General features: G+C 66.0%; 16 protein-coding genes and 1 tRNA gene. 11 read left to right on the top strand and 6 right to left on the bottom strand.

Going from position 1 to position 12745, the window contains the following annotated elements; genetic code table 11:
- Positions 1 to 153 precede the first annotated feature (153 nt).
- The 7 genes from tolB to AC1DR7_RS13440 all read left to right on the top strand — a co-directional run bounded on the left by tolB (position 154) and on the right by AC1DR7_RS13440 (position 5795).
- A complete protein-coding gene (gene tolB, locus AC1DR7_RS13470) occupies positions 154 to 1473 on the top strand; it encodes a Tol-Pal system beta propeller repeat protein TolB (protein ID WP_457319257.1) in 1320 nt (439 codons plus the stop codon).
- Between the two features lie 65 nt (positions 1474 to 1538).
- Complete coding sequence (gene pal / locus AC1DR7_RS13465; RefSeq protein ID WP_256775469.1) at positions 1539 to 2057, top strand: peptidoglycan-associated lipoprotein Pal; 519 nt, start codon at positions 1539 to 1541, stop codon at positions 2055 to 2057.
- A 3-nt stretch (positions 2058 to 2060) separates the two neighbouring features.
- Positions 2061 to 2870, top strand: a complete 810-nt coding sequence (ybgF, locus tag AC1DR7_RS13460) for a tol-pal system protein YbgF (RefSeq protein WP_256775468.1) — start codon at positions 2061 to 2063, stop codon at positions 2868 to 2870.
- Positions 2871 to 3002: 132 nt separating this feature from the next.
- Entirely contained in the window at positions 3003 to 3701 is a 699-nt protein-coding gene (gene queE, locus AC1DR7_RS13455) for a 7-carboxy-7-deazaguanine synthase QueE (protein ID WP_457319258.1), read from the top strand.
- A gap of 100 nt (positions 3702 to 3801) precedes the next feature.
- Positions 3802 to 4467: a 7-cyano-7-deazaguanine synthase QueC gene (gene queC, locus AC1DR7_RS13450; protein ID WP_256775466.1), complete on the top strand. Its 666-nt coding sequence runs from the start codon at positions 3802 to 3804 to the stop codon at positions 4465 to 4467.
- Positions 4468 to 4541: 74 nt separating this feature from the next.
- Positions 4542 to 4617, top strand: a tRNA-Lys gene (locus AC1DR7_RS13445).
- A gap of 296 nt (positions 4618 to 4913) precedes the next feature.
- Positions 4914 to 5795 carry a hypothetical protein gene (locus tag AC1DR7_RS13440; protein WP_457319259.1) on the top strand — a complete coding sequence of 294 codons (882 nt, stop codon included), beginning with the start codon at positions 4914 to 4916 and terminating at the stop codon, positions 5793 to 5795.
- Positions 5796 to 5917: 122 nt separating this feature from the next.
- Here the strand turns inward: AC1DR7_RS13440 and AC1DR7_RS13435 are convergent, their stop codons facing one another.
- A complete protein-coding gene (locus AC1DR7_RS13435; protein WP_457319260.1) occupies positions 5918 to 6517 on the bottom strand; it encodes a DUF6058 family natural product biosynthesis protein in 600 nt (199 codons plus the stop codon).
- Positions 6518 to 6804: 287 nt separating this feature from the next.
- Between AC1DR7_RS13435 and AC1DR7_RS13430 the strand changes: the two genes are divergently transcribed.
- On the top strand, positions 6805 to 7695 hold the full coding sequence (locus tag AC1DR7_RS13430; protein WP_457319261.1) for an NAD-dependent epimerase/dehydratase family protein: 891 nt from the start codon (positions 6805 to 6807) through the stop codon (positions 7693 to 7695).
- Between the two features lie 62 nt (positions 7696 to 7757).
- Here the strand turns inward: AC1DR7_RS13430 and AC1DR7_RS13425 are convergent, their stop codons facing one another.
- Positions 7758 to 7913, bottom strand: a complete 156-nt coding sequence (locus AC1DR7_RS13425; RefSeq protein WP_256776892.1) for a hypothetical protein — start codon at positions 7911 to 7913, stop codon at positions 7758 to 7760.
- Positions 7914 to 8157: 244 nt separating this feature from the next.
- Here AC1DR7_RS13425 and AC1DR7_RS13420 point away from each other — a divergent pair, with 244 nt between their 5' ends.
- Together AC1DR7_RS13420 and AC1DR7_RS13415 are read left to right on the top strand one after the other, a co-directional pair.
- Complete coding sequence (locus AC1DR7_RS13420) at positions 8158 to 9000, top strand: alpha/beta hydrolase (RefSeq protein ID WP_457319577.1); 843 nt, start codon at positions 8158 to 8160, stop codon at positions 8998 to 9000.
- Between the two features lie 80 nt (positions 9001 to 9080).
- Positions 9081 to 9752, top strand: a complete 672-nt coding sequence (locus AC1DR7_RS13415) for an MliC family protein (protein WP_457319576.1) — start codon at positions 9081 to 9083, stop codon at positions 9750 to 9752.
- Positions 9753 to 9792: 40 nt separating this feature from the next.
- On the opposite strand, the gene AC1DR7_RS13410 is transcribed toward AC1DR7_RS13415, so the two are convergent.
- The 4 genes from AC1DR7_RS13410 to AC1DR7_RS13395 all read right to left on the bottom strand — a co-directional run bounded on the left by AC1DR7_RS13410 (position 9793) and on the right by AC1DR7_RS13395 (position 12178).
- Entirely contained in the window at positions 9793 to 10458 is a 666-nt protein-coding gene (locus tag AC1DR7_RS13410) for a DUF3011 domain-containing protein (RefSeq protein WP_256776889.1), read from the bottom strand.
- A gap of 123 nt (positions 10459 to 10581) precedes the next feature.
- Positions 10582 to 10845, bottom strand: a complete 264-nt coding sequence (locus AC1DR7_RS13405; protein ID WP_478052207.1) for a hypothetical protein — start codon at positions 10843 to 10845, stop codon at positions 10582 to 10584.
- An 80-nt stretch (positions 10846 to 10925) separates the two neighbouring features.
- Complete coding sequence (locus AC1DR7_RS13400) at positions 10926 to 11327, bottom strand: response regulator (RefSeq protein ID WP_256776887.1); 402 nt, start codon at positions 11325 to 11327, stop codon at positions 10926 to 10928.
- Between the two features lie 86 nt (positions 11328 to 11413).
- Positions 11414 to 12178, bottom strand: a complete 765-nt coding sequence (locus AC1DR7_RS13395; RefSeq protein WP_457319575.1) for a CPBP family glutamic-type intramembrane protease — start codon at positions 12176 to 12178, stop codon at positions 11414 to 11416.
- A gap of 163 nt (positions 12179 to 12341) precedes the next feature.
- On the opposite strand from AC1DR7_RS13395, the gene AC1DR7_RS13390 reads away from it, so the two are divergent.
- Entirely contained in the window at positions 12342 to 12641 is a 300-nt protein-coding gene (locus AC1DR7_RS13390) for a TFIIB-type zinc ribbon-containing protein (RefSeq protein ID WP_256776885.1), read from the top strand.
- Positions 12642 to 12745: the final 104 nt, after the last annotated feature.

Here is a 12745-nt window from a genome sequence, read left to right as displayed (position 1 = left end):
GGTGGAGTGGGCGGTTTTCCGTCCCGCTCGTTAACGGGCTGTGAGTTTTGCCGGGCGGTGACTCCGCTTTCACGTACCCTTGGTTCATGATTGCGAAACGGTTCACCGCCGCCCTGTTATCCCTCGTTCCGGTTTCCCTCTCTTGAGTGCTCCATGAAGAAGATGCCTCGTTGGCTTGCCGTTGTTGCGGCCCTGTTGTTGCCCTTTGCTGCCCTGGCGCAGCAGAAGGGGCTGGATATCGACATCATCGGCGGCAACGCCTCCGCTACCCCCATTACCGTCGTGCCCATGCCGTACCAGGGCTCGGCCGGTGCACCACAGACCGACGTGGCGTCCGTGGTCCGGGCCGACCTGGAGCGTTCGGGCCAGTTCCGCACCCTGCCCGAAGCGCAGATCGTGGAAAAGCCCAGCCGTGGCAGCGAGATCCAGTTCGCCACCTGGCGCGCGCTGAAGCAGAACTACATCGTGGTCGGCCGCGTCATGGACGCCGGTGCCGGCGCCTACCGGGTCGAGTACGAGCTGTACGACGTGCCCAAGGGTGAGCGCCTGCTCGGCCTGGCGATGACCGCCCGCGGCAACGCGATGCGCGATGTCGCCCACCAGATGGCCGACGCCATCTACGAGAAGATCACCGGGGTGCGTGGCGCCTTCTGGACCCGCATCGCCTATGTCACCGCCAGCGGCAAGGGCGATGCCATGCGCTATGCGCTGATGGTGGCCGATTCGGACGGCTTCAACCCGCAGACCATCGTGCGCTCGGCCGAACCGCTGCTGTCCCCGTCGTGGAGCCCGGATGGCAACCGCCTGGCCTACGTCAGCTTCGAGCGTGGCAATTCGGCGATCTACATCCAGAACATCTCCACCGGCGCCCGTGAACTGGTCACCAGCTTCCGTGGCATCAACAGCGCGCCGTCGTTCTCCCCGGACGGGCGTCGTCTGGCCCTGTCGCTGTCGCGCAGCGGCAACCCGGAAATCTACGTGATGGACCTGGGCAGCAAGCAGCTGACCCAGCTGACCAACCATTTCGCCATCGACACCGAGCCGACCTGGAGTGCCGACGGTTCCAACGTCTACTTCACCTCCGACCGCGGCGGCCGCCCGCAGATCTACCAGGTGTCCTCCAGCGGTGGCAGCGCCTCGCGCGTGACCTTCCAGGGCAACTACAACGCCACCCCGAGCCTGTCCTTCGACGGTAAGAAGCTGGTGGTGGCCCAGGGCAGCGGCAACACCTACAAGATCGCGATGATGGACAGCAGCCTGGGCTCCCCGCGCTGGAGCACGCTGTCCCCGGGTTCGCTGGACGAATCGCCTAGCTTTGCGCCCAATGCAAGCATGGTGTTGTACGCCGCCCGTGAGGGTGGTCGTGGAGTGTTGTATGCCGTCTCGGCCGATGCGCGCGTGCGCCAGCGGCTGGTGCTGGCAGACGGTGATGTTCGTGAGCCTTCTTGGTCGCCTTACCGTACAAAGCGCTAACAGAGTGTTAAGATTTCCACCGTATTCATCCCTCATCCGGCTTTAGGAGCCTCAAAGGTATCGCCATGAACAAGTCCACCCGAGTTCTGCTTGTCTCCCTGTTGTCCGTGGCCGCCCTGGCCGGTTGCTCGAAGAAGGTGAAGGAACAGCCGGCAGCCCCGGTTGACACCGGCTCCTCGACCTCCACCCCGACCGGTCCGTCGACCTCCGGCCTGTACGGCCCGGGCGACCTGGATACCGATTCCTGCCTGCGCCAGCGCGTGGTGTACTTCGACCTGGACAAGGAAGAAGTGAAGCCGGAATTCCAGGCCATCATGGCCTGCCACGCCAAGTACCTGCGTGACCGTCCGTCCTCGCGCATCACCCTACAGGGCCACACCGACGAGCGCGGTTCGCGCGCGTACAACCAGGCCCTGGGCGAGCGTCGTGGCAATGGCGTCAACTCCGCCCTGCAGGCCAACGGTGGCTCGGCTTCGCAGCTGACCGTCGTGTCCTACGGCGAAGAGCGTCCGGTCTGCACCGAGTCGGGCGAGTCCTGCTGGTCGCAGAACCGTCGCGTCGAGATCGTGTACACGGCTCAGTAATAGATGCGCTTTCGATTTCTATCGATGATCGTTGCGGCAGCCCTCGTGGCTGCCGCTCCGGCCAATGCGCAGCGCCAGAGCCTGGCCGACCGGGTCGGTTCGCTTGAGCAGCAGGTGCAGAACAACCAGTCCAACATGGACATGCTCAACCAGCTCAACCAGCTCCGCACGCAGATGCAGGCGCTGCAGTCGCAGGTAGAGCAGTTGCAACATGACAACGAGCAGCTCAAGCAGTCTGCCAAGGACCAGTACCTGGACCTGGACAGCCGCCTGAACCGTCTCGAAGGCGGCGCCCCCGTGCTGCCCGCCGCACCCGCTGCCGCCGCGCCCAAGCCCGTCGCAGCACCCCCGATACCGGCAACGGCCGCTTCCGAGCGGCCGCCTTCCGTGCATGGGGACGCTGGCAGTCTGTCGGCCAGTGGCGATGAGCGCACTGCGTACAACGTCGCGTTCAATTCGCTCAAGGCCGGCAAGTACGATGATTCGGCGCAGCTGTTCCTGAGCTTCCTCGAGCTGTACCCCAACGGCGTCTACACCCCCAATGCCCTGTATTGGCTGGGTGAGAGTTACTACGCCACCCGAAATTTCCCGCTGGCTGAGGCGCAGTTCCGCGACCTCATCTCGCGCTACCCGACCCACGACAAGGCGTCCGGTGGCCTGCTCAAGATCGGCCTGTCGCAGTATGGCGAAGGCAAGGTCGACCAGGCCCAGGCAACCCTGGAACAGGTGGTATCCACCTATCCCGGCTCCGACGCCGCGCGCACCGCGCAGGACCGTCTCCAGTCGATCCGGCTGGGTCAGCAGATCCGCTGAACCGCGCCGGGTCGCTCCACGCGCCCGGGCCGGTATAATCGCCGGTTGCATCTCCCCGATATCGGGGCTCCCGTAGAGCCGAGCCATGCTCGGCTATAGCCGTTTCCGCAGCCGTACCCAAGAATCACCGCCATGACCGTCTCCTTGTCCGCCGCCGCCGCGCTCCCCAGCGAGATCGTGCAGTCGCCGTTGCCGCGCCTGAAGATCACCGAGATCTTCACCTCGCTGCAGGGCGAGGCCGACACCGCCGGCTGGCCGACCGTGTTCGTGCGCCTGACCGGCTGCCCGCTGCGCTGCACCTATTGCGACACCGCCTACGCGTTCCATGGCGGCACCTGGTGGGACATCGACGCGATCGTCGCCGAGGTCCTGGCCCAGGGTGTCCACCACGTCTGCGTGACCGGGGGCGAGCCGCTGGCGCAAAAGCGCTGCCTGGTGCTGCTGGAGAAGCTGTGCGATGCCGGCCTGGATGTCTCGCTGGAAACCTCCGGCGCGCTGGATGTCAGCGCGGTCGATCCGCGCGTATCACGCGTGGTCGACCTCAAGACCCCGGGCTCTGGCGAAATGGCCCGCAACCTTCTGCAGAACCTGTCGCTGCTGACCCGCCGCGACCAGATCAAGTTCGTCCTGTGCAGCCGCGAGGACTACGAGTGGGCACGGGCGATGGTTGCCGAACACACGCTCAACGCACGCGCGATGGTGTTGTTCTCGCCGAGCAAGGGCCAGGTCAGCCCGCGCGAGCTGGCCGACTGGATCGTCGCTGATCGCCTGCCGGTGCGCTTCCAGATGCAGCTGCACAAGATCCTCTGGGACGACGAACCCGGCCGTTGATCGTCGGCGAGCGCGCGTCCGCCGCTCGCCACGCCTCTTTTTGAAGTCATTCCGGCGCGGGACAGCGTGCTGGCTCCCGCAACCCACCGGAAACACCCCCATGAAGAAAGCAGTCGTCCTCCTGTCCGGCGGCATGGACTCCGCCGCCGTCATCGCCATTGCCCAGGAACAGGGCTTCGCCGTGCATGCGCTCAGCGTGCGCTATGGCCAGCGGCACACCTCTGAACTCGATGCCGCCGCCGCGGTGTCCAAGGCGCTGGGCGTGGTCGCGCACAAGACCGTCAACGTCGACCTGCGCAGCATCGGCGGCTCGGCGCTGACCGATGACATCGACGTGCCCGAAGCGGGCGGCGAGGGCATCCCGGTCACCTACGTGCCCGCGCGCAACACCATCATGCTGTCCGTCGCGCTGGGCTGGGCCGAAGTGCTGGGCGCCAATGACATCTTCTGCGGCGTCAACGCAGTGGATTACTCCGGCTACCCGGATTGCCGGCCCGAGTTCATCGAGGCCTTCCAGGCCCTTGCCAACCTGGCCACCAAGGCCGGCGTGGAAGGGGCGGGGATCCAGGTCCACGCGCCGCTGCAGTTCCTGAGCAAGGCCGACATCGTGCGTGAAGGCGTACGCCTGGGCGTGGATTTCGGCTTGACCGTGTCCTGCTACAACGCCGACGACAGCGGCGCGGCCTGCGGCCATTGCGACGCCTGCCGCCTGCGCGCGCAGGGCTTCACCGAGGCCGGCGTGGCCGACCCGACCCGCTACGTTTGATCGGCGGACGGTACGCCTTGGCGCCAAGATAGGTTAGAATGCGCACCCCCGGCAGCGATGCCGGGGCGTGCAATGGGCCGTTAGCTCAGTCGGTAGAGCAGAAGACTTTTAATCTTTTGGTCGATGGTTCGAATCCATCACGGCCCACCAATTGCATCAACAACTTAGGCGCCCGATGGGCGCCTTTTTTGTGTCTCCGGGATAATTGCCGGGCACTCAAGTGGCTCCACCCTCCCGTTTGCTCGACCTGGCGCCACGCTGGCGGCGGAGGATCGCGAAGTCACGCACCAATCCAGCGCACATTGCCACTGCTACCAGACTATTCCTACATCCTGAGACGGAAGCAGAGCGGTAGTATCGAGGCCATCTAAGGAAGCCGGCGTGGACTTGGGCTAGCCGTAGAGAGATGCTGTGATCGAAGACGGCGAAGCTATCAGGAGAGATGCGTGCTCAGGATCGTGTGGTTTGGGGTGGCCGCTGTGATTGGAGGTGGGCTCGCCACAGGGGACGCCGGGGCTGCCGCGATTCGCTGTGACACCTGCAGAGTCGACCGGGACTTCCGTGCTGAAGCGGTGAAGATGGGGGCGGGTACGCACCTGGTCTACAACCTGCGTGCGAATATGATTCAACAGTACTACGTGGGCCATGACAGCACCGATGCTGGTGGTGGTGAAGTTCCGCGTGCCGTGCGTTCAGCAGGACCGGTGGTGCAACGGCAAACACCGCCAGCACCTGCAGTTGAACAAATACGCCGGGGTAATGGGGGGAGTGTGGAAGTCGGCGGAACATTGCGACCCACGTACGTTGTCCCGGTTGACATGCTTGGACTCAATCCGGACGCGCGCTCCAGGACGGCGTACGACTACGTGCGAGACCAGAACCTGCGAGGGATGGTTGAGTCGGCGGTGGGCAATGTGAATGTCATCTCCCAGATTGTCGGGGGCCATGGGCTGACGGCGGCAACCGATCTGCCGCGGCTGGCCGCCAACGACACCGGCTTTCGCGACCTCACCAGGCCTATGTTCAAGGTCGTCTTCAAGGATGACTCATTTGTCATGATCACCGTCAATCCTGAGCATCAGAGTGGCGAATCCGAACAGGGTAGCGAGCGAACTGCCGCCGGGCAGTTCATCCCCTCTGACCTTCAGGGAGTCGAAGGAACGTGGACGGATCATGGTGGCGAGAATCTGGCGCGCATGGCGACGCATATGGCGTCGCTCGGTGCCACGATGACGTCCTCGGGGCCGTCTGGCGGCTCCGTGAAAGCCATCACATGTAGCGGAACCGCTGCGGCGAAGACGTGCGCGGTCGAATACAGGATCCGATAGCGCCACGTGCGTTGGGTACTGGGTTCCATCAAGCAGAAGGCCGCCCAATGGGCGGCCTTCTTTGCGTCGAAACACCGCTCAACGAAGCGGCTCAAGCTCGCCGCCCGCACGCGCGTGGCCCGTCAGCGGCCGGCGACGCGTGGCCGCAGATCGTCCACCAGCCGCTTCCTGCTGCTGCGCGCGTACTCTGCCGGCGAGAAGGGCATCGCCGCGCGGGCATAGTCATCGATGAGCTGCAGCAGCGCCGTGGGGGACACGTCCGACGGTGCGGGATCGCTGCCGTCGCCGGTGAGGGCAATGAGCTTCTCCTGCAGAACCTCCTTTCGCACGATGCCGGCACCGGTGGACGGGTCCGACACACACAGGCCGAACGTACCGCTGGCGAAGTGGGGCAGGAGCGCCTGGATTCTTGCTTCCACCTCGTTCGGGTCCTCGAACCATGCCTGCAGGGCATCGCGCAACTCGTTGGTCAACGTCGATATCACCGCATTGCGCTCGTCGCCGGGCGTCGCTCGCAGGGCAATCTGCACCCATCGCGTGTACTCGGGACGGAAGTAGGCGCCCTCCAGCACTTCGCGGGTCGGGATGACGCCGAACGCAGCCGAGCGGATCGTGCCTTGCTCACAGACGTACGTCGGCTGGGGCAATGCACCTGCCATCACCAACGCATCGACTTGCTCGACGGAGGTGCCGGTCAGTGCCGCCAACCCGGCCTTGTCCACGAAGTGATCGTGCAGATACGCCTTTAGTGTCATCGTTGTTCCATCGTGGGCTGAGCGTGCAGGACGCCGGAGCGCTTAATGCGTCCGGCGGAGACCAACATGGTACGACGCTTCCCTGGCAGGGTGATCGCGCCAAAACCGGGTGTACGGAGGCCGCCTGTGTTGATCGTTCTGGCGTCTACGTGCGCGTTCCTGCCGGAGCCGCTGGGGCCTTGGTCCAGCGGCACCGACTATGGCTACAATCGAGCCATCCCGGTAGCTCCCGGGCGCTGACCAAGTGCCACACAGTGAAGATTCTGCTGACAGGAAGTTCTGGCCGGGTCGGACGCGCGATCTTCGGCGCGCTCGCCGCACGGCACGAGGTCGTGGGTTTCGACCGCAACCCCTTCAATACCACCCGGCACGTGGCCGACATCACCGACGCGCGGGCCCTGCGCAGCGCGCTGGTCGGGGTGGACGCGGTCATTCATTCGGCGGCGCTGCATGCGCCGCATGTCGGGCTGGTCCCGGACAGCGAGTTTCACCGCGTCAATGTGGAAGGCACGCGCACCTTGGCCATGCTGGCGCGCGAGGCCGGGGCAAGTCGATTCGTCTTCACCAGTACCACGGCGCTGTACGGGCATGCGATCGTGCCGGGCCGCTGCACCTGGATCGATGAACGCACCCCACCGCTGCCGCGCACGGTCTATCACCGCTCCAAATTAGCGGCCGAACACTGGCTTGAAGATGCCGCCAGTCCGGGCTTTCAGGTGCGGGTGATCCGGATGTCGCGCTGCTTCCCGGAAGTCCCCGAGCGCCTGCTGCTGTACCGGCTGCACCGTGGGATCGATGTGCGCGACGTGGCCGATGCGCATGCGGCCGCGCTGCACAACACCGGTCCGATGTTCCAGCGCTATATCGCCAGCGGGTGGACGCCGTTCGGCCCGGAGGACTGCGAGCGCCTGGTCAGCGACCCCCGCGCGGTGCTGGCGCGGCGCTGCCCGCAGTGGCTGGCCGAATACGACCGTCGTGGCTGGACGCTGCCGGTGGTGGATCGCATCCACGATGCCAGTGCGGCCAGCATCGGCCTGGGCTGGCGAAGCCAGCGTGGCCCGGAAGCGGTCCTGGCACAGTTGGAGGCGCGCTCTATCGAGGTGTTGCCGCAGCCGGTGCGCGAGAGGGTCTGTGTGATGGAGTAAAGCGGTGACCACCGCGAGGCTGCGCCTGTCGCGCAGCCCCACCCTGATTGCAGCTGCATTGGTTACTTCTGCTGCGGATTCTTGCTGGTGTCTTTGTTGCCCTGTTCCTGCTTCTGCTGCTTGGCCAGCGTGTCCTTGCGCTCCTGCTCCTTCTGCTGGTCAGTCTGGGCGGCGGCATTCTTCTGGACGTTGTTTTCGTTGTTCTGCATGTTGGACATTGCATTACTCCATTACGACGTGATGTCGTGCGATCCACACTGGACCTGGTGGTGTTACGGAGCGGTCGCACGTGCATGAGGGTGGGGTTAGCGCCGTGCGTGACGCGGCCTGCCATTCATTGTTGCGGCACGGCAACGTCGGGCTGAATGCGGTCGCGCATAATGCGGTTCCGGCCATGGGCCATGCGATGAACGAAGGCGACAGGTGTCAGGATTCCTGAGAGGTAGCGCGCGGTGGACCCCAATGCGCCTTGCGCTGTTCTGCATGCTGATGGTGCTGGCATCGGTGTCGCGCGCTGGCGAGCGTGGCATCGCTGCAGGCGCGTCCACCGCCATGCCGCTGGTGATCGGAGAGACCTTCACCCTCGACTCGAAGGTGCTGGGCGAAACCCGTCGGATCACGGTCTACCGGCCAAGCGCCTGGAACGTACCCGCAGGCCAGCCGCTGCCGGTGCTGTACATGCCCGATGGCGGAATCGGCGAAGACTTCCTGCACGTGGCCGGCCTGATCCAGGTGCTGGTCGGCAATGCGGGCATGCGCCCGTTCCTGCTGATCGGCATCGAGAACACCGAGCGTCGCCGCGACATGACCGGGCCTACCGACGTGCCGGAGGATCGGAAGATCGCACCGCGCGTGGGCGGGTCGAGCGCGTTCCGGCGCTTCCTGCGTACCGAGCTGATGCCGCAGGTACACCAGCGCTATGCAACCACGGATGAGACCGCGATCATCGGCGAATCGCTGGCCGGGCTGTTCGTGGTGGAAACCCTGCTGCGCGAGCCGGATCTGTTCGACAGCTACATCGCGCTGGATCCGAGCCTGTGGTGGAACCGTGGACAGTTGGCCGATGACGCTGTGGCGTTGCTCACCGCGCACGCGACGCAAGGCAAGCAGCTGTTCGTGGCCAGCAGCAGCCAGCCCGACATTGCCAGGGCCAGTGCAAGGTTCAGCGCGCAGGTGAGTGGCAAGGTGCCCGGTGTACGCGTGCATTACCTGCCGATGCCCGCCGAAACGCACCAGACCCTCTACCATCCTGCCGCGTTGCAGGCACTGCGCGTGCTGTTTCCACCTGTACCGTCCACGCCCTGAACGAGGCGATCGTGCACACCACGCTGGCCTTGCGGGGCGCACAATAGGACGTCTTTTTGCTCACTGATGTTGGAGGTGCCATGAACCGTTTCGTCCTGCTTGGGGTGGGGGCGCTTGCGCTCGCGGCCTGTTCCAAACCTGCGCCGTCCGATACCGCCACGCCCGCACCCGCGCCAGATGCCGCAACGACGCCCGCGCCGACCACCGCGGCCCCCGCCACGGCAGCCGAGCCGACCCTGCAGCCGCCGTCATTCGATTGCGCCAAGGCGCAGTCCGAGTCGGAGAAGCTGGTCTGTGGTGATGCCCGTCTGGCCGCGCTGGACCGCCAACTGGCGGCCCTCTACAAGCGCGTGCAGACCAGCCCGGACGAACTGGATATCGCGGCCGAACAGCGCGGCTGGGTGAAAGGGCGCGATGCCTGCTGGCAGGCCGTGGACCGCCACCGCTGCCTGGTCGAGTCCTACCAGACCCGGATCGTTGAACTGAACATCGGCAGTGGCGGCGTGCCCGCACCGACGCCGGTGAAGTACCAGTGCGATGACGCCAGCAAGCCGGTGAGCGTGATGTTCTACAACGAACTGGATCCGCAGGCGGCGGTGGTCAGCTGGGGCAGGGACCAGGCAATCGTCTTCCCGGCCCAGGCCGCCAGCGGCAGCCGTTACACCCGCGAGGGCGTGGAGTTCTGGGAACATCAGGGTGAGGCCACGCTGGATTTCTACGGCACCACGATGAGCTGCAAGGCCGCCGGGTGACGCGTGTGGCCGGCGGTCTCCTGGCGACCGTCGGCCGTCGTCAGCGCACGCGGCGGTAGCGCACTTCGTTCTGCCGGTCGCCAACTTCGGTGGTGACAAAGCCATCGCGGCTCTGGCTGACGTCGAACACGCTGCCGCCGACATTGAGCTGACCGCCGTTGACCCAGCCGGACAGATTCTGTCCGCGCGCCTGCGCGGACATGCGCCCGTCGTTGTCGATGCGCATGCGGATGTCGGCGCCGTAGATCGGGTTGTAGCCCTCGAACTCGCCGGTCATCCAGCTGGGGACGTACGAGGTATGCCGTGCGCCCTGGTAGTTATCGTCGCTGTAGCGGTCGTCCTGCTTGTTGGCGTTGTGTACCAGCGCGCCCAGGATCGCCGCGCCGACCAGCACGCCGGCGGCAACCTTGGCATCGTGGTTGTCGTGGTCGTCATCATCGTGGCGCGCGCCACCGTCGTGGACGCGGAACGAGCCTCTGCACCCATCGTCCACCCAGACCTCGCGGCGGTCGTAGTCCCAGCTGCGGCCCTGTCGGCAGTCGGCGCCGGACAGCTTGCGGTCCAGGGTGACATAGCCGGCGCGAGGTAGTGGGCAGGACTGGTAGCGGTTGTCGCGGCTTTCGCAGGTGACGAAGTCATCGGCGCGCGCGTCCGACAGCACGGCGGCCAACAGCAGGGGGGCGGTCAGCAGGAGGCGGGTCTGCATGGTGCGGTTCCGGCAGGAGAGGGCACATGCGAACGATGCCATCCATGGATGAAAACCGGATGAAAGCGTAGGCTTTCCCCGCGGCACAACGCTGCGGTGGCCACAGGGGGCCGGGATGGTGGGTCACGGACGACGCAGCGTCATGGCCTGGCTTTTAGTGCTGGCTTGCATGGCCAGCGCGGCTGCGCACGCGGGCAACACGCCCTGCTCCGGTCGCAAGGGCGGGATCTCGCACTGTGCGGCAGGCCAGTTTGTCTGCAACGATGGCTCGATCAGTGCCTCGAAGAAGGTGTGCAGCGCCGCAGTCAATGCCAGCGGCGCGCGGTTCGCACCCTCGGCCCCGGCCGCGGCGGGCAGCTGTCCGTGCAGCGCAGGTCTGCTGTGCACGGGCCCGCGTGGCGGCCGTTACTGCCTGACGCCGTCAGGCAACAAGAGCTATAAGCCTCGCCACTGATCGGGTGCGCGCCTCAGGCGGCCTGCCCGGTTTCCATGTCGCCGAAGCAGGCGCGGATGGCGTCCAGCAGTTCGCTCATGGAATAGGGCTTGGGCAGGAAATGGATGCCGGGCCGCAGCCGCGCGGTGACCGTGGCCGGGTCCAGCCCGGAGGTGACCAGCACCGGCAGGCTGGGCTGGAACGCCTTGATCCGCTCGGCCGCGTCGATCCCGCTCAGGCCGCCCAGGCAGACATCGGTGAACACCAGGTCGAATCGCTCGCCGGCCAGCAGCAGGCCCAGCGCGGCTTCGGCCGAACTCACGGCGGCAACGTCGCAGGCCTGGCTTTCCAGCGCCATGCGGCTGAGCTCGCGGGTGTCTTCGGTGTCTTCGATCAACAGCACGCGTGGTGCGACGTGGCGCTTGGACAACAACATGACGCGGTGTTCCTTGGGGCTGGGGCGGAAAGGGCGCGCAATTATGCGGGGGGCCGCGGTGAGGAGATCGTGCACGCGGCGGCTGGCTAACGCGCAGCCTGCGCGGGAGGGCACAGCCAACAGGCCAGGGTGAGCACGGCCATTGCCACGGCGGCCAGGCGCAGCGCGGTGACCTTCCAGTCAAGTGCCATCGCCTCATCGAGGATGAACAGGTTCCAGGCCAGGTTGAGCGAAACGTGCAGGGCCAGGCCGCTCCACAACGTGAGCCGGTCCAGATGGTTCAACCAGGCAAACGCCAGCCCGCCGACGATGATCAATGCCAGGATCTGCAGGGCGGTGGCGCCCCCGTCCAGGCCGCCGGCACCCAGCCAGTGCACGGCGCCGAACATCAGCGCCTGTGGCAGGGCCGCCAGCCAGGCCGGCCAGTGCAGTACCCGCACCAGGAAGATGAAGCCAAGGCCGCGGTAGAGGATTTCTTCGGCGAGTGGGAACACGAACGCGAGCATGAGCAGTGTCAGCGGCGCCGGTGCGGTGTCCAGCCGGCCGAGCGCGGCCAGGCCGATCCAGCACGGCAGCGTGGCCAGCAGCACCAGCACCGGACCGCGTGCGCCGTGCCAGCGCAGGCCCAGGCTGTCGGCCAGCGGCAGGTCACGCGGCTTCAGCAGCGCGGCCAGCAGCACGGCCGTCAGCACCGCCAGCAGGTTGTCGAGCAGGCAGCCGCCGAACGGCATCGGCAGGCGCGGTATGGGCAGGCCGGCGGCGGCACTGAGATCGCGCAGGTTCAGGCCGATGGCCACGCCCAACAGGGCCAGCAGCGAAGCCCACCCGCGGGGCGAAGTGGATGAAGGCATGGCGGCGACGATCCCTGTAGACAGGGGGAAAGTCTGCCCCCGCGTCGGGCCAGGGGCGCGCGCCGGAAGTCCCGGTGCCGATGGTCATGGCCTTGGCGTGTTGCGTTTCAGTCATCCACATGCAGGTACAGTCGGGGCTGGAACAGGATGAGGATGCACAACGATGCAATGCCCCGTATGCAAGACCCAGGCGCTGGTGATGTCCGAGCGGCAGGGCATTGAAATCGATTACTGCCCGCAGTGCCGTGGGGTGTGGCTGGACCGTGGCGAGCTGGACAAGATCATCGAGCGCTCCACCGATGCGGCCGCGCCCGTGCGTGCCGCCGTTGCGCCGCCGCAGGCACCGTCGCCGGCGGTGCAGCATCGCGATACCCGCCATCTGGGTCAGCAGCAGTACGGTGACCAGCAGGGCTACCGCAAGAAGAAAAAAGAGAGTTTCCTGTCGGACCTGTTCGACTTCTGAGCCGGCGCGCCGGGCCTGTCGATCAGGGCCGGCGCAGGATGAACTCCAGGTCGCGGCTGTCGCCGACCACGAAGTCGTACGTGCCGACCTGCACACAGCCGTAG

The sequence above is a fragment of the Stenotrophomonas sp. P5_A9 genome, from assembly GCF_056400525.1.
The sequence above is the reverse complement of the archived record's forward strand: the minus strand, read 5'-3'. Positions and strand labels throughout refer to the sequence as shown.